This is a genomic window from Chloroflexus sp., assembly GCF_034431535.1.
Lineage (GTDB): Bacteria > Chloroflexota > Chloroflexia > Chloroflexales > Chloroflexaceae > Chloroflexus.
The window spans coordinates 276,317-293,028 of record NZ_DAOUDC010000012.1 but is presented as its reverse complement, the minus strand read 5'-3'; the positions used below and the strand labels follow the sequence as shown (position 1 = coordinate 293,028).

The 16,712-nt window shown below is 61.3% G+C and carries 12 protein-coding genes; 4 read left to right on the top strand and 8 right to left on the bottom strand.

Translation table 11 applies throughout. The features are described from left to right. Nucleotides 1–5: 5 nt before the first annotated feature. Complete coding sequence (locus tag U9R61_RS03520; protein WP_322487435.1) at nucleotides 6–923, top strand: pseudouridine-5'-phosphate glycosidase; 918 nt, start codon at nucleotides 6–8, stop codon at nucleotides 921–923. A gap of 238 nt (nucleotides 924–1,161) precedes the next feature. Further along, entirely contained in the window at nucleotides 1,162–2,199 is a 1,038-nt protein-coding gene (locus U9R61_RS03515; protein WP_322487434.1) for a sigma-70 family RNA polymerase sigma factor, read from the top strand. A gap of 45 nt (nucleotides 2,200–2,244) precedes the next feature. Here the strand turns inward: U9R61_RS03515 and U9R61_RS03510 are convergent, their stop codons facing one another. The 4 genes from U9R61_RS03510 to U9R61_RS03495 form a co-directional block, all read right to left on the bottom strand. Beyond that, nucleotides 2,245–3,471, bottom strand: coding sequence for a S41 family peptidase (locus U9R61_RS03510; protein WP_322487433.1), 1,227 nt, complete (start codon nucleotides 3,469–3,471; stop codon nucleotides 2,245–2,247). Between the two features lie 184 nt (nucleotides 3,472–3,655). Beyond that, complete coding sequence (locus U9R61_RS03505; RefSeq protein ID WP_322487432.1) at nucleotides 3,656–5,377, bottom strand: penicillin-binding protein 2; 1,722 nt, start codon at nucleotides 5,375–5,377, stop codon at nucleotides 3,656–3,658. Between the two features lie 70 nt (nucleotides 5,378–5,447). Continuing rightward, on the bottom strand, nucleotides 5,448–6,515 hold the full coding sequence (locus U9R61_RS03500) for an ATP-binding protein (RefSeq protein ID WP_322487459.1): 1,068 nt from the start codon (nucleotides 6,513–6,515) through the stop codon (nucleotides 5,448–5,450). Nucleotides 6,516–6,782: 267 nt separating this feature from the next. Next, nucleotides 6,783–7,625, bottom strand: a complete 843-nt coding sequence (locus U9R61_RS03495) for a hypothetical protein (RefSeq protein ID WP_322487431.1) — start codon at nucleotides 7,623–7,625, stop codon at nucleotides 6,783–6,785. Nucleotides 7,626–7,813: 188 nt separating this feature from the next. Here U9R61_RS03495 and U9R61_RS03490 point away from each other — a divergent pair, with 188 nt between their 5' ends. After that, nucleotides 7,814–8,317 (top strand): MarR family transcriptional regulator, encoded by a 504-nt coding sequence (locus tag U9R61_RS03490; protein WP_322487430.1) that lies wholly within the window; start codon nucleotides 7,814–7,816, stop codon nucleotides 8,315–8,317. Nucleotides 8,318–8,326: 9 nt separating this feature from the next. Here the strand turns inward: U9R61_RS03490 and U9R61_RS03485 are convergent, their stop codons facing one another. The 3 genes from U9R61_RS03485 to U9R61_RS03475 form a co-directional block, all read right to left on the bottom strand. Continuing rightward, the gene (locus U9R61_RS03485) at nucleotides 8,327–9,340 is read right to left on the bottom strand and encodes a glycosyltransferase family 2 protein (RefSeq protein WP_322487429.1); all 1,014 of its coding nucleotides are present in this window, start codon (nucleotides 9,338–9,340) and stop codon (nucleotides 8,327–8,329) included. A 233-nt stretch (nucleotides 9,341–9,573) separates the two neighbouring features. Beyond that, nucleotides 9,574–11,724, bottom strand: coding sequence for a heterodisulfide reductase-related iron-sulfur binding cluster (locus tag U9R61_RS03480; RefSeq protein WP_322487428.1), 2,151 nt, complete (start codon nucleotides 11,722–11,724; stop codon nucleotides 9,574–9,576). 132 nt (nucleotides 11,725–11,856) lie between these two features. Beyond that, complete coding sequence (locus tag U9R61_RS03475; protein WP_322487427.1) at nucleotides 11,857–12,891, bottom strand: ABC transporter ATP-binding protein; 1,035 nt, start codon at nucleotides 12,889–12,891, stop codon at nucleotides 11,857–11,859. A 215-nt stretch (nucleotides 12,892–13,106) separates the two neighbouring features. Between U9R61_RS03475 and U9R61_RS03470 the strand changes: the two genes are divergently transcribed. After that, nucleotides 13,107–13,754: a CBS and ACT domain-containing protein gene (locus tag U9R61_RS03470; protein WP_322487426.1), complete on the top strand. Its 648-nt coding sequence runs from the start codon at nucleotides 13,107–13,109 to the stop codon at nucleotides 13,752–13,754. A gap of 96 nt (nucleotides 13,755–13,850) precedes the next feature. Here the strand turns inward: U9R61_RS03470 and U9R61_RS03465 are convergent, their stop codons facing one another. Beyond that, complete coding sequence (locus U9R61_RS03465) at nucleotides 13,851–16,697, bottom strand: N-acetylmuramoyl-L-alanine amidase (protein ID WP_322487425.1); 2,847 nt, start codon at nucleotides 16,695–16,697, stop codon at nucleotides 13,851–13,853. Nucleotides 16,698–16,712 lie beyond the last annotated feature (15 nt).

Sequence of the window (16,712 nt, the reverse complement as noted above, 5' to 3'; positions counted from 1 at the left end):
TCCGTATGCTCCGCATCGCTGAAGAGGTTGCAACTGCGCTGGAAGAGGCCCGCGCGGTCGTCGCCCTTGAAAGCACCCTGATCAGCCATGGGTTGCCCTATCCGCACAATCTAGCCGTGGCCGAAGGGCTCGAGGCCGAAGTACGCGCAGCAGGGGCTGTGCCGGCGACGATCGGCCTGATCGAAGGCGTGCCCGTGATCGGGTTGAATGGCAACGAATTGGAACGGATCGCCACCGGCGGCGAACGGGTGCGCAAGCTCAGCCGGCGCGATATCAGCGCCGCGATCGTTGATCGAGCTGATGGCGCCACCACCGTAGCGGCGACGATGGCGTTGGCTGCCGCCGCCGGTATCGAAGTCTTCGCCACCGGCGGGATCGGCGGCGTCCATCGCGGCGCCATCCACAGTTGGGATGTCAGCGCCGATCTGACCGAATTGGGTCGCACGCCGGTGCTGGTGGTCTGCGCCGGCGCCAAGGCGATCCTTGACCTGCCGGCCACCCTCGAATACCTTGAAACGCAAGGCGTGCCGGTGGTTGGCTATCAGACCAACGAATTCCCCGCGTTTTACACCCCGCACAGTGGCTTGCCGGTCGCCGCAGTTGCGGCTGACGCGCTGGTGGCGGCGCGGATGTGGCGATTGCAACGCCGCTACCGCAACTTCGCCGCGCCGGGAGGCATGCTGCTCTGTGTGCCGCCCCCCGAACGCAGCGCCCTCGAACGTGAAGTGGTAGAAGCGGCGATTGCGCGCGTGCTGGCTCGCGCGGAAGCGGAAGGGGTGCGCGGGACGGCTGTCACCCCCTTCTTCTTGGCCGCGATGGCCGAAGAGACCAGTGGCGAAAGTATCGAAACTAACATCGCCTTGCTGCGAAACAATACCCGCGTCGCCGCCGACGTCGCCGTGCGTATCAGTGAATTGGGATAACCGAGCATGTGAACAAACGGTGTGCAAAGTACTTGACAAATTGCGTTATCACTCGTATACTAACACTCGCTGTTATCAGATAGAACAGCGAGTGCCGCCATATCCTCGGCGGTTTTGACCTCACACGTTACCCCGTTTCGTTACGTGCTGGGTGCCTCTGATGGCATCTCCGCGCAAGCGGAGATCGGTAGTGTTTTGTCTTGTCATAGCTGCATAGTTTAGGCAGGAGTGCCCGCCAATGCTCAAGCGTCGACCATCAAGCTGGGAACACGAAGATGCGCCGCTCTCAACGCACGAGCGCGCTGACCGTTTCGGGCACGAAGAAGATTTGCTCTCTCCCGATCTGAGCGAGGTTGAACGGATCGAGCCATCCCTCGACGCCGTGCAGCACTACTTGCAAGAGATCGGTCGTGTCTCTTTGCTCACCGCCGCCGAAGAAATCGAATTGGCCGAGCGGATCGAACGCGGTAATGAAGCGGAAGCGCGCTTAGCCGCTGCAACCGACCTCACGCCACGCGAGCGGTGTGAACTGCTCAAGGCGGTACAGCAAGGCGAAGATGCGCGCCGCCACCTGATTCAGGCTAACCTGCGGCTGGTAGTCAGCATCGCCAAGAAGTATGTTGGCCGCGGCCTCTCGCTGCTCGACCTGATCCAAGAGGGTAATATCGGCTTGATGCGGGCCGTTGAGAAATTCGATTACCATAAAGGCAATCGCTTCAGCACCTACGCTACATGGTGGATCCGGCAGGCCGTCACCCGCTCGATCGCCGAGCAAGGCCGCACCATCCGGCTACCGGTGCATATGAGCGAGTCGGTGGGGCAGGTCAAGCGCATTGCTGACCGCTTGTCCCAGTCGCTCGAGCGCCAGCCGACCGCCGAAGAGATCGCCATGGCTCTCGGCCAGCCGGTCGAGCGCATCCAGCGCGTGCTTGAAGCATCGCGCCGGCCCGTCTCGCTCGAAACGCCGGTCGGCGACGAGGGTGAGCATACGCTCGGCGATTTCATCACCGACGAGGAGTTGCCAACTCCCGGTGATGTGGCCGCGCAGAAGCTGCTGCGCCGCGATCTGTGCGCTGCGCTCGACCAACTCAACGAACGCGAGCGCCGGATCATCGATCTGCGCTACGGCCTCGTCGATGGCCGCCGCCGCACGCTCGAAGAGGTCGGGCGCGTGCTCGGCATGACCCGCGAGCGCGCGCGCCAAATCGAGGCCGAGGCCCTTCGCCGCCTGCGCAGTCCCGAAGTCGGCCAGCATCTGCGGGATTATCTCGAATGAGGGTGTGCGTGGCGGGGGCAGGTTAGGAACCGGCCCCTGCTGCCCTCACCGCATCCGCTCTAACGCCAACCCAATCCACGGATCAGCCTCAAGCCGAAAGCGCGTCCAATCACTGGTTGGCTGCACGTCGGGTTGTACCCCGCGCCTCTCTAAATCAGAACCGTCATTGAGCCGGAAACCCTCTTGCGCGACCCACAACCGCGCCCCGCCGGTGATTTCGTAAGCGTAGATCGTCTCGGTGTTGCCGGCTGAGGGTGTTCCTATAACGATCGCCCCCGCTTCGCGCTGTAAAATCGCCGCCAGCAGCTCGGCATACGATGTTGTACCGCGATCGATTAATACCGCGATTGGTAAGCCGCTCAGATCGGGATCGCGCGCAGCCACTACCAACGGGATTTCACCCTTCCGGCTGACAAATGCGCCGACCTCACTGGTGACAAAATGACCGAGCAATCCGCTCAAGACATCGCGCCAGCCCCCCGGATTGCTGCGCAGATCGAGGATGACGCCACGTAACGGGCGTTCGGCGACGAGTTGCTGCAACGCCACTGCCACCTGCTCATGCATATCGCGCACCCACAACGTGCTGACGGCAATATATGCAATATCGTTGCTCAACCGCAGCACCAGCGGCTCGATCCGGCCTTCGACCCGCTCGCGCACTAACTCAAACTCGCGCGAGCCACCCTCTGGTTGGGCGACAAGCAGGCGCACGCGACTCCCCAATGGCCCTTCAATCGAACCAAGATTGAAGGTAAGCCCGTCAATCGCTACGATCCGGTCACGCGGGCGCAAGCCGGCCTGCGCTGCCGGGCTCTCTGGAAAGACGTGCTGGATCAGCAAGCCGTCATTGAGCCGCAGGGTCGTGACCCCAATCCCAACCTGCTCTTCCCGCCCGCTCGTCAGCCGATCCTCGGCCACCACCGCCTGCGGCGGCACAAATCGCGAGTGGTCATCGCGCAGCAGCGCAACCATGGCGCTGATCACGGTGAAGAAGGCGACGTCATCTTCGGCTGCCAACGCTCGCGGGCCATATTCGGCCCGCACTGCCGCCCAATCTACGCCGTTGAAGGTCGGATCGAGGTAGTGCTCATTGATGGTTGTCCACACCTCAGTAAAAATTTGCTGGCGCAGGGTGGCATCGAGCGGCGGGCGCGGCGTTGGTGTGACGGCGCTGACTACCGTGGCGGTTGGCACCGGCAGTGCAGTCGCTGTCGGTGCCGGTTGGGCCGGGGTTTGCGACCAGCAGGCGATCAGGCCTCCGGCTGCCAACCAGAGGATCGCCCAGCGGAGAAGCGTAACTGCAACAGATCGTATGCCGCGCACACAATCTGAAACCTCCCCCCGCCGGGGGGAGGCACGGGGTGAGGTATGCCAACGACGAGAGTTGCTACGAACCCGGTCTCGCACCCTACGAACCTTGCCAGTATGTACCATGCCCATCACCGGTGCGCCATCATTCCACCGCAAAGGCCGCTGCTAACACCTCGCCGGCCAAGCGGGCCGCCGCGCCGCTCCCTTCACCGCCCTGCTCGATAATCACCGCCACGGCATAGCGCGGCGTATCAATCGGGCCAATCGCGATAAACCACGCATGGGGTGGTGCGCTGGGCACGTGCTCGGCAGTGCCCGACTTGCCACCCACTGGCTGCGGCACAAACTGCGAGATGATGCTGCCGAAGCCGTATTGCGCTACTGCCGCCATATAGTCACGCATCCGGCGCGCATTCCCGCTCGACATCACCCGGCGAATCCCATTCGGCAACGCCCGCCAGACTTCACTGCCATCAGGGCGGGTGATGCGCTGCACCAAATATGGCTGCATCATCACGCCATCATTGGCGATCGCCGCCGCCACCAATGCCATCTGCAACGGCGTCACTAGTAATTGCCCTTGCCCGTAGCCAGTATCGGCCAATGCCCGCGGCTGATCAAGAAAATCAGGCCGCACCGCCAGCAAGCTCGGCTCAGAGGGTACATCTCGCAGCGGGCGAAAGCCGGCGGGCACCCGATCGGGAAGAAAGATATTGAAGCGCTGCGCCACCTCGGCAAACTGGTCAGCCCCTAGCCGCACAGCGTATTGGGCAAAGGCGGTATTGCACGAGAAGGCATAAACCCGCTCGAGCGTGGTCGGTTCACCGATCCGCGCGCCGAGGTTATCAACCGCATTGACGATTGGCGGCGCATCAGGCTGCGGGAAATATTCATTCGGGCAGGTAATCTGGTTCGGTTGCCCTTGCAGCGGGTGTTCCAACACCGCCACTGCCGTCACCGTCTTGAAGGTCGAACCCGGTGGATAGCGCCCCTGCGTGGCCCGGTTGAGCAATGGTTGCCCCGAGTCATCACGGTTCAACTGGGCCCAATAGTCGCTCACCCGGCGTCGCTCAGCGACCAGATCAGGCGCTGCCGGATCAACCACCAACTGGCTCGGATCGAAGCCGGGCCGGCTGACGAGGGCCAAAATCGCGCCACTACGCGGATCAAGCACAACCACCGCGCCGCGCCGATCACCCAGCAACGCTGCGACTCGCGCTTGCAACTCGGCATCGAGCGTTAGGGTCAGCGAGTTGCCCCGCTGCCCTTCCCCCGTCCATTCGCTGAGCAGCATCTGCCACTCGTTGCCACGCTCACCCGAAAGATAAGCATTGTACGTGGCTTCAAGACCGCTTTGCCCGTAGCGAGGGCTAAAAAAACCTAACACCTGCCCAAAGGCGGTCATGTCGTATTGGGAAGCGAGCGGATAGGTGCGGTGGGCAATGCCGTTAACCATAACGCTCTCAGCGAGGGTACGTCCGCGCCGGTCGAGAATCGCGCCCCGCAACACACGCTGCGTCGCTAAAACTGGGCGAACATTGCTGGTAGTGCTGCCATCGGCACTCGTGACGATATAGTTGCTGATCACGCCGGCCTGCACAAACTGTTGGCGGAGCAGTTGCAGGCTCAGCATTAGAAAACCGACAATCACCCCTGCCCCCACCCGCGCAACGGTGCGGGCAAGATCACCGTCCGGCGAGGTGTCACTCAACCGGCTGATCAACACGAAGCCGGCCAATGGCCCACCAATCCAGAGGAAGAGCAACCAACGGGATTCTTGCTCAACCGGCAGGAAGATGCCATACCCTAATAACGTCAGCGTCAAGACGAGCGCCGGCGCATGCCAAAAACGGCGTGGTCTCATGCGTTTAGAATTCCTCGCCAATTCCTCCACTGCGGGCGCAGCGAGTGCCTACCGGCATGATACCGCAACTTCATGGTTCGAGGGGAAGCGTGACGCGCACGGTGAGACCACCCTGTTCGCCTTCAAAGACTGCAAGCTGGCCGTCAAATTCAGCGACTCGGTAGCGCAGCGCGCGCAGCGCATGCAAATGCGGGCGCTCGTAGGTGCCATCGAGCAAACCAACCCCATCATCTTCGACTTGCAACGTCGCCGCCTGATCGTCAATATGGAGCCAAACTTTACACGACGAGGCATGGGCATGGCGGCGGACATTCGCCAATGCTTCTTGAGCGGCGCGCAACAACACCCCTTGTTGGGCCGCCGTGAGCTTTTGTACCGCGCCGTCAATCTGGCACGCCACTTGCAACCCGCCGCGTTGCCGTTCACCATCAACCAACTGGGTGATGGCAAGGCGTAGGTCTGGCCGTAACGAGACGGCGGGCGCTAATTCGGCCCCGCGCCGGCTGCCAGATCCGGACATTGATGGCGGATACCATTCGGGCGCTGACCCAATCTGCTCGCTGCCCGGCAACGTTGGTCGGCGCAACGCCGCTGGCGGCGCTGAAGCATCGAGGTGCGGCAACATCCGCCCCTGTGCGCGATCTGGCGGCATGCGTCGCCATGCCGCAAACGCAGCCCAACCCAGCGCGAAGAGCAGCGGCACGCCGGCCCGCATCCCGGACGGATCGGCGACACCAAGGATGGAGCCGCTGATCAAATGCAACACGCCGGCCCCGATCCCGCTGATCAGCGCGCCTTGCCAACTAAACAGCAACGCCGGCGCAATCAGGCTGCCCAAGGCATACGGCCCGAACGGCAGAAAGCCGCCGCCACTCAAGACGACCACCAGCCAGCCTAACAGTATATCAAGGGTGAGCAGCACTGGCCGGCGTTGCATCAAGTGTAGATAGCCCCCTGCTTGGCGAGTAACTACAAGTGTGACCAGCAATACCACCAGCAAAAGACTAGCGTGTTGGGGAAGACGCTCAGCTGCGTAGCCGGGTAAGGTCAACGCAAGCCCGGCAATGAGCCATGCTAGCCAGCGATAACCGGCAAAGAGAAAGACGGGGTTGAGGCGCTGTCTCCACTTGTCAATCATGGGTCGCACGCGCTTTCTCCCGGCGGCGGCCGGAAGGATGAGGTCGCCGCGATGAAGCTGGGGTACGATCAATAAAGCATGAGTAAGTGTAGCAGAAAGCCTGCAACGCGGCAAGACCGATCTTCACGACGTTTATGGAAGATCCATGCTGCCGAGCGCCGACTCTATCAGATGACGCTTCAGCGATCATAACCAAGAGACAAACATCGCGCTAGGAGTCTTTGTTGCAGCCATCATCAATCTCAGCCATAGCCCGGCGTAGTCGTCCTACCGCAACGACATATACGCCGCCCCGCCTACCAATGCTATCCCCACAAGGCTGTATTCAAGTAACAGCCGCCGATTCAATTGGCCGATGCAGGCATAGCCCAACAATCCGACGACCACATACAATATCGTCACCAACACGACCCCCGCTAACAGAAACGTGGTCTGCCAATAGTTGAGCGCCCACATCAGCTCGGCGATCCCGATGCCGGCAATCAGCGCTACCCCAACCGCAATCGGCCGGCGCTGGATGTTGAGCAGCGCATAGATGAGGAATGCGGATACCAACGCCACCATTGTCGCTGAATAGAGCGTGCGAGAGCGCGTGTAGTAAATCGCGCTAAAGCTGCCAAATGCGATCAGATAGCCGATGATGTGCAACACAATCTGCGCCGGCGTATGTATCTCGGCTCGCCGATCGAGACTGAAATATTGAGCCGCGAGCGTCACGATTAACATCCCGGCAGTGACTATCAACGCTAGCAAGAAGGCCGTCCCGCCTAACACTGGATTGAAGAGTTGCCAGAAGGCGTAGGCCGCCACCATACTCAGCCCTGGCAAGAACCAGAATGCCGGAGTTACGTTGCGTAACGGCCCGAACGAACGGATAATCCAGTTCATCGGGTGCGGATGCGAGCGCGCGATCCAGTCCGCTCCCATTGCCGCCAACAATGCGAGTGAGCCGATTAATAGCCACGATAAGCTGACTTCTGGCAGATCACCGCCGAAGGCAAACCGTGGATTGACCGTACTGCTGTCGATGAGGAAGACGATTGCCAGCCCGATCGTGACGATAAACGCAATTGTGACAATCTGCTCGTAACGTGGTTGTGGTGATTGCACGCCCGGATCTCCTTAGATAAGTTGAAACTGTTTCATTTGAAACAATATTGACATGCTGGTCATAGTCATGCTATAGTTGCATGTAGCAGGAATTATACGGTAGACAATTATCACTCCTGTTTGCCTAGCGATAATATTTTATTGGACTCCTACCCCTGCGCCTCCAGCGCACTAGTGAGGAGACAGCGATGAGCCTCTCCACCGAGCCTATCGGATGGCAGCAGAGTAGTGAGACGACGCCTGAGCTTGAGGCTTACACCTTGCTGCGTCAGGTTCACTCGATGCTCGAGACGTACAATCGCTACGATCTGCGCGGTGAGGATTTGACTGTTCCACAATTTATGATCCTGAATTATGCTTCGCGCAATGGGGTGCCGCTCAGCGAGATTAGCGCGCGCATGATGTGCGATAATTCCAACCTGACCGGTATTGTCGATCGCCTGATTGCGAAAGGCTATGTCGAGCGCCGCCCTGATCCGAACGATCGCCGGGTAAGCCTGATTTGCCTCACTGAAGCCGGCGCCGAGAAGTTGCGCAATCTGCGCCCGCGCCATCACGAACGCTTGCGCAAGCGGATGCGTTCGCTCTCTGAGCACGAAGTGCAGCAATTGCGCGAATTACTCCGCTCATTGTACAGCGGATTGCTTGCGCCGGTCGAAGATGATCGCAAGGGGCAAAAGGCGGACGGCTAAGACTTGCATTTATCCTACGCCAAGATAGTCCCGACCCGGTTGATACCCCATTGCTGCTAGCCAGCCATCGATCAGGTCGCGCGCGCCATGGTTAGTGACGTACACCAGCACGAATGGCCGTGGCCGGCGATCGAGCCACTGCGGTGCATGCACCGGTGCTCCCCAAATGGTTTGGCCGATCTTGGCCGGATCAATGTCGATCCACGCTGCCGGCGGAAAGCCACGTTTGATCAGCCGCCGTGCCCGCTGACGCGTGACCCGGCCTGCCCCCCAGTAAACGAGCGGCCTTCCGCTCTGCAGACGCGGATCAGCAGCCAAAAAGCGTGCTCGCAATTCGTCGAAGGCGGCACGATCATAACGCGGATCGGTGCGCGTCGCGCGATCGGGTCGCTCGCGCCATGCTAACAGGTTGCGCGGCAGTTTGGCCATCAGCAACTCCGCCGCATGCATCCGCAGCCACAATTCGTAGTCTTCGGGCCACGACTCGTTAGTGTAGCCGCCCAATCCCTGCACGATGTCGCGCTGGAACATGACCGTGGGGTGGGCAAACGGTGCCTCGACGTAGATCTCGGCGGCCACGTGTTCCGGCGTCAGCACTCGATTCTGCCAGCGTAGATATTCGCGTAAACCGGCCCGCACGTCCCGCGCCGGAAAGGCCACTGCCCGGCTGGCAATCAGGGCGAGCTGCGGCTGCGCCCTCAGCGCCTGATATTGCAGCGCCAGCCGATCCGGGTGCATCAAGTCGTCGGCATCCATCCGGGCAATGATCGGCGCGCGCGCTAACCCAAGGCCAAGATTAAGCGCCGCCGGCAACCCGATCCGGCCCGCCTCGACCGGCACGATCCGCGCGTCACAGGCCGCCGCTGCGGCGACGATGGCCGGCGATTCGTCGTCGGAACCATCGTCAATCGCCAGTACTTCGTAATCGGAGAAGGTTTGCCGGGCCAACGAGCGCAAACAGGCTGGTAAGGTCGCTGCGGCGTTGCGGATGGGTAAGATGATTGAAACGAGCGGTGCGGTCATGATGTTTCACGCGAAGGCGCAAAGAGCGCGAAGAACGCGAAGGATATTTGGGGATAGCAATTAGCGCGGTGTGTGCCCCCTTCCCCTACCCCTCCCCCGCTGGGGGAGGGGGCATTCGTATCAACCCTTTGCGCCCTTGGCGTCCTCGGCGCCTTTGCGTTTCACCCTCTGCGCCTCTGCCCCCTCTGCGCCGTGGGGAGACGGATAGCCGTCCGTCTCTACTGGCTGAACGTTTAATCGCCGGACGCGGCGCCGTTGACGCTCTCTAACAAAATTTCGGCCACATCGCGCCGCTGCAACGTCTCGGCGCGACCGGTGTTCTTGGCCGCATCTTCAAACATCACCATACAGAACGGGCAGGCGACTGCCAGCGTCTGCGGTTGCGACGCCACGAGCTGTTCGAGCCGGATCACGTTCACATTGCGCTCACCCCAGCGTTCCAGCCAGACGTTGCCGCCGCCGCCGCCGCAACACATCGCCCGCTCGCGGTTGCGCTCCGGCGCTTCGACTAGCTCAAGGCCGGGAATGCTGCTCAGCAAGCTGCGCGGATCGTCGTAGATGTCGTTGTAGCGCCCGATGTAGCAGGGGTCGTGGTAGACTACGCGCTCGCTCACCGCTTTGGCCGGCTTGAGTTTGCCCTCGCGCACCAAGCGAGCCAAAAACTCGGTGTGGTGGACGACTTCGTAATCGATGCCGGCCCGCCCGCCAAACTGCGGGTACTCGTTCTTGATGCTGTTGAAGCAGTGGGCGCAGGTAGTGACGACCGTGCGGAACTTGTACTGGTGCATGGTCTCGATCGCCTGTTGGGCCTGGGCTTGGAAGAGCATCTCTTCGCCCATGCGGCGAGCCGGGTCGCCGGTGCAGCACTCCTCTTCGCCGAGGATGGCGAAATCGACCCCAGCTTTTTGCAAGAGTTGCACCATCGCCCGCGCCACCTTGCGCGATCGTTCGTCGTAGCTCGGCGCGCAGCCAACCCAATAGAGCACCTCGACCTGCTCTTTCTCGGCCAACACCGGCACATCGAGTCCTTCTGTCCACGCGGTGCGCTCGCGGGCCGGCAACCGCCATGGGTTGCTCTGCCGCTCGATCCCCTCGAGCACCCGCTTGACGCCTTGCGGTACCTCGCTGGCGATCATCGTCAAGTGGCGGCGCATATCAACGATATCATCAACGTGCTCGATCATCGCTGGGCATTCATGTACGCAGGCGTTGCAGGTGGTGCAAGCCCACAGCTCTTCGGCCTCGATCACCGTGCCGATCAGCGGCAGCGTCTCGGCAGTCGCGCCGTTACCGTTTAATTCGGCCAGCGTGCGCACCGTCCCATCTTTGAAATGGATCGGATCGCCGCGCTGCAAGTCGGCTAGCTTGGTGATAATGTACTTCGGCGAGAGCAACGCGCCGCTGGCATGGGCCGGGCAGACGCTCTGGCAGCGACCGCAGCGCATACAGGCGTCGAGATCCATCCGCCGCTTCCACGTCAGATCAGCCAGCGCCGTCACACCGAGGCGCGGTTCGTCCTTCTCGATCTCAGCCTCAAGGTTAGGGATCGGATCGAGCGCACCTTTCGGTTGCAAATCGCGGAAGAGCGTATTCAGCGGCGTGTAGACAATATGGCGGAACTTGCTGAACGGCAGCGAGGCCATAAACAGGCCGGTCGTGGCAGCATGGGTATACCAGAGCACCGGATGGATGGCGAGTGCGACCGGACTGCCGTCGCCAAGACCAATCGCGCGGAAGATGGTGGCCAGCGCAAAGCCAACATACGCCAGCTTGGCCCACTCTTGCTCGTAGACCGGCACGCCGCCAATGGTCTGATTCGCGATCCGCAACCCCTCGATGAGAAAGCCGCCAATCCCCAAAAACAGCAGCACCCCTAACACCCAGCCATCGGTGCGCCGGTTATCGAGCCGGTCAGGTTTGGTGCGGTAGCGCCGCCACGTCGCCCACAACAAGCCGGCGACGAAGGCCAAGCCCAGCGTATCGAGAATGAACTCGTAGCTCTTGTAAAAATCGCCGACTAAAATCTTGCCGGCCTGCTCACCCATCAGCGGAATGGTGAAATCTTCTTCGACCGCGATAATATCGGTGCCGATAAACAGGGTGAGAAAGCCAAAGAAGACCAGGGCATGCATCACGCCGGCCCGGCGGTCGCGCAGCACCTTCTTTTGGCCGAGGCTCTGGCGGGTAAACTCAAGCAAGCGAGTGATCGGATTGCCGATCCGGTTGGCGGGCCGCCCGCGCCGCCAACGGGCAATGTCGCGCAGGATGCCCCATGCCATCACCGCAGTGGTAATCAGAACCGTCAAGTAGAGGAACGTTGCGCCAATCGTATGGTCGATGTTCCAGTAGATCTCGCGGATTGCGATAATCTGCTCTTGCTCCATTGCCTTTCTCCGCACAAATGCCGGCGACCGGAACTGGGCCGATCATAGCATTCGTGCTGCAAAGCGTCAATGCGACAAGGATGGCATACGAAATGATGCTGGAAACGACACCGGTACCGGCGCCTGTCCGCATTACTCGGTAAAGGCGACCAATGCTCCCCGCACCACGATATTGACGCGCGCGCCAACCGGCACATCGTGCCATGGGGCAAGGCGCGCAGTGAGCATAGTGCCGTCGCTCAGGCGCACTTCGTACCGCACATCGGCGCCGAAATAGTTCCGCTCGACGATCTGGTGCGGCGATTCATCATCGGCCTCCAATTCGACCGCTTCGGGCCGGATCATTACGCTGACCGGCCCGTGGTGCGGGGCCAGCAACGGCAAGCGCCCGATCACGCTCTGCGCAACCAGACCGTGCGCTTCCGCCGGAACGAAATTGGCAGCGCCGACAAAGGCAGCGACGGCGCGAGAGGCCGGACGCTCGTACAATTCGCGCGGCGGCGCGACCTGCACAATCCGCCCGTTGATCATCACTCCGACCAGATCGGCAATGCTCAGCGCCTCTTCCTGATCGTGGGTGACGAAGAGGGCCGTCGCGCCTTCGCGGCGCAAAATCTGGCGCACCTCGTTGCGCACTGCTATGCGCAAGCCGGCATCAAGGTTCGAGAAGGGTTCATCGAGCAAGATCAGGGCCGGACGAGGAGCCAAGGCGCGGGCCAGTGCCACCCGTTGCTGCTGCCCGCCCGACAATTCGTGCGGCATGCGCCGGCCAGCATCGGCCAACCCCACCAATGACAGCAGCTCTTGCACCCGCGGCTCGCGTTCGGGACTGCGCGGCAAACCATACGCGACATTTTGCGCCACACTGAGGTGGGGGAAGAGGGCGTAATCTTGAAACACCATCCCGACCCGGCGCTGTTCAGGTGGGATGCCAGCGCCGCATGGCCCCACCACCGTGCGCCCGCCGATCATGATCACCCCGCTATCGGGCTGCTCAAAACCGGCAATCAGGCGCAGCAGGGTGGTCTTGCCGCAGCCCGACGGGCCGAGCAAGGCCATGAATTTGCCGGCAGCTAGATCGAGACTGACTTCATTGACCGCCGTGAGCGATCCATATCGGCGGCTGAGACGTTGGATGGTGAGCGCAGTTGTTTCGATTGAGATCATGGTATTCGTCAAGGGCAGAGCGGCGTGCTGCCCGTACAATACGGATGGCGGCGAGGGCAGAGCGCCGCTCTGCCCGTACCGATCTTTGATTCGGATTGTAACATACCCGTGAAAGTTGTTACCCGTTTACTTCGCAAAATGCAGGCGCATGGTATAGTTGAAGATAGAGAGCAGCGAAGGTGCTGCTCGTGACGAGGCGTCAGGGAGGTAGCCTTATGTTTGTTGGCGAGCGGATGTCGCATCCCCCGATTACGGTAACTCCGGAAACATCGATCCACGATGCAATGCACCTGATGCGCACCGAACATATCCGGCGCGCACCGGTGGTTTCCCACGGTCATCTGGTCGGTATTGTCTCGCTCAAAGACCTGGTCAACGCCTCGCCTTCGCCGGCAACGACGCTGAGCGTGTGGGAATTGAATTACCTGTTGAGCAAACTGACAGTTGACCGCGTGATGACCCGCGATGTCTATACGGTTTCAGTTGACACGCCGATCGAGGAAGCGGCGCGGATTATGGCCGACCGGCGGGTAGGCGGGTTGCCGGTGATGCGCGGGAATGAGCTGGTCGGCATCATCACCGAGACCGATCTGTTCAAGATCTTCCTTGAGCTGATGGGGGCGCGCAACCCCGGCATCCGGGTGACGGTGAGCATGACCGATGAGCCGGGATCGCTCGCCAAACTCACGGCGGCGATCGCCAATAGTGGCGGCAATATCATTGCGCTCGGCACCTTCGCCGGTGAAACGGCGGCTATGTCGGAAGTGACCTTCAAGGTCAGCGGGATAACGATGGATCAGGTGCGCGAAGTGATTACGTCAGTGGTGGCGAAGGTCATTGATGTGCGCGAGAGCCATCCGTAGCAGCACAGCACCGCTGTGCTGCGAGGGGCACAGCGGTGCGAAGGGCGCAGCAGCGCTGTGCCCGTACGTATCTCGCTATAAGTTGCTGTGCTCGTACTATCTTGTTAGAAGTGGCAACATTGTGCGGTAGATCGTCATCGCGCTATCGACCCGCAATGGCAACGAGAGCATTTCGCTCTCGTTGCCGTTGCTATCTAGGGCCTGATAGCGTAAGCGGTATTCGCCATCGGCCAACGCCCCGATTTCGATCACGTTATCGGTCGAGGTGATCCACGTCTCGCCATCCCACGAGTAGCGCAGTCGCGCGCTGCCGCCGCCTAGATCCGATGCGCTCAGCCGCAGACTGGTAAGCGTGCGGAACTGTGATCCAACCCCCTCGCCTTGGGCCAAGCCATCGCGCACCAGCTCGAAATCGTCAGCTCCCGGCGCTTTAACCCGGTAGCCAGCAACCGCGCCGCCTTCCAGCTCAAAATATTTAATCGCAAGCGTATGCAAGCCGGCAGTAAGCGAGATCGTGCCGGTCACGGTCGTAAAGGGGTGGATACCGGCGTTCGCAACCACTAGTTGCTCGTTCACCCACAGCCATGCCCCGTCGTCGCTACTTAGCTCAAAGGTATATTCGCCGCTGACCGGGGCGATAAAGGTGCGGGTCTGTTCGATCAGGAAATGGTTGCTTAGGCCGGGCAACGGCCCACCGCCACCCCAATCGCGCAAGTCGCCGTGCCAGACGAAACTACCGATCAAGGCGCCGCGCCGGATGCTGAGCGGGTTGTGGGTGCGGGCCAAGAGTGACTCGGGCGTATTTGCCAGCTCATACACCATCGCTAGCGGTTGCAAGCCCTCGTTGTAGCGGGCCGGTTGCGGCGGTTGCCGTTCCGGCGTGATCGTGATCTGCTGCTCGGCCTGCACAGTGGCCACATAGGCCACATACTCGTGGATCGCGCCGGCCCGCAGTGTGACCGTTCCCGGCGCCTGGAACCGCACGTAGCCAACAATAGTCTGGGTTTGGCCGGGGTCGAGCCTCCCGCTGATTCCCCACCGCCACGGGTAGCCGCCGGTAGCGCCGGCGCAGCTTACTTCGCGATCCGCCGGCCCCAACATCACCCGGAAGCGTCCCGCTTCTTTGGGAAAGGTCGGGTAACTCTGATTAACGGCGCCAAGGAGACACTCGCCTTCATCGTAGACGTACCCTTCGCGCTCGAACGGGCCGGCGCTAAGATCAAATACGCTGCCTCCCGGCGGGTCTTGGCCGTAGATCGGCACGGTGCCGGCATTGCGCACCGTAAAGCGCACCGGCAATACCTCACCGGCGGCAATTGTTGTAGCGCCATACTCCACCGATACCAGTTCGAGACGTTGGTTAGCAGTATCAACCGGTTGCCATTGCACGGCGTCAAACAGCACGGCCCGCCGTGTACTCAACGGTTCGCCGGTCAGATCGGAAAGAGATACGCTCGCAGTGCTGGCGGCAAAGTTGTACGATCCAAGATCAACCCAACCTTGTTGGGCCGTCTGATCAACCACCCGTTCGACGACCCCGCTAGCGGTGGTAATCCGGTAGCGCGCTTGCCGGCTAGGATTTAAACCAGTGCAGTTGGCCGGGATATGCACCAGCACCCGGTAGATGCCAGAGGCTGGCAGATTGGGCCGCCACGTTACCCAGTTGGTGCTTTCGGCCTGTCGATCGGTAGCGTAGGTATAGAGCGCGCTGCCGCCGTAGCCGCAGGCGCTCGGATACCACGTAGCGTTGCTGCGGGTAAAGCCGCTCTCGTGCTCTTCGATCACCAGATCGCCGTTGTCGGGTTGACTTTCGCCGGCAAGACGGGCCTGCACCCGCTGGCGAACCAGCGGCAACAGGTTGAATAACCGGTCGCCGGGGCAGGTGGTGTAGCCGTTGGGAGTGACCTGCCGGTGGCCGCTGATGTGATCAATCACGGCGCCGGGATTGAAGGGAGCGCAGTAGTGCGAAATCGAGCAGCCGTAGTAGAAGGTGCGCCCCGTCGGATCGATCCGCTTCTGGTCGGCTTTCCACGCCAACAACGCCACAAGTGAATCAATCGCAGCCGCGGTTGGCTCAACCGTGCTATAAGAGCCGATCAGCGAAACCCCCATCGAACCGTAATTGGCCGTATCGTGAAAGCCAACCACATCGTCGCCGCCGGCCCGCCCTTCGTAGATCACGCCATTGGGGTCGATCAAATAATTATAGCCGATGTCGCCCCAGCCGCGGGTGTAGGTGTGAAACGACCAGATCGAACGCACCACATCAGCCCATGTCTGGCCTTCGGCCAAGGTATTTGAACCGGCGGTATGGTGAACCACCAAATGGCGCACCGGGTAATAGGCCGGCGGCGCTTGCGGGCTGGTCTGGCCTTGGGGATTGCCCCACGCTGTGCGGCTCACCACCGGCGGGCGTGAGACGGCGGTTAAGCCGGCTGACGGCTCAGCCACGGGAGAAGCCGGGCCAAACCGGCTATCAACCGTGTTGACCGCAACCGAGCGGAACGCGGCAGGATCACTGGTTTCAACCCGCACCTGATACCAGTTCCGGTCTTCACCGGCATAGACAATCTCGCTCCAGCGCCGATCAGCGCCATCACCGGCCTGCCAGAGTTCCTCATCATCTGCCACTGGCGCCCAATCGCTCCACGTCACGCCATCGCCGCTCACCCGCACTGCCACGACCGGAGCCGTAGCCGGATCAGCCGTCCAGCTCAGCAGTACATGGGTAAATGGGCGTGGCGCGCGGCTAGGAGCGGTTTGATAACCGGCAGTGGCAGCCAACAGAGGCAGCGCATCTGCTGGTGCGGTGGTCATATCGGTGGCAAAGAGCTGGGTATCGGGCCGGCCATCAGCAGTGGCAGCCGGAGCTGCCGGCGCCGGCGTCAACGGCAGAAGCAGCGCCCAGAGGAGGCCGATGGAGAGGAGAAGACGAATGCGCATAATTATCGCACACCT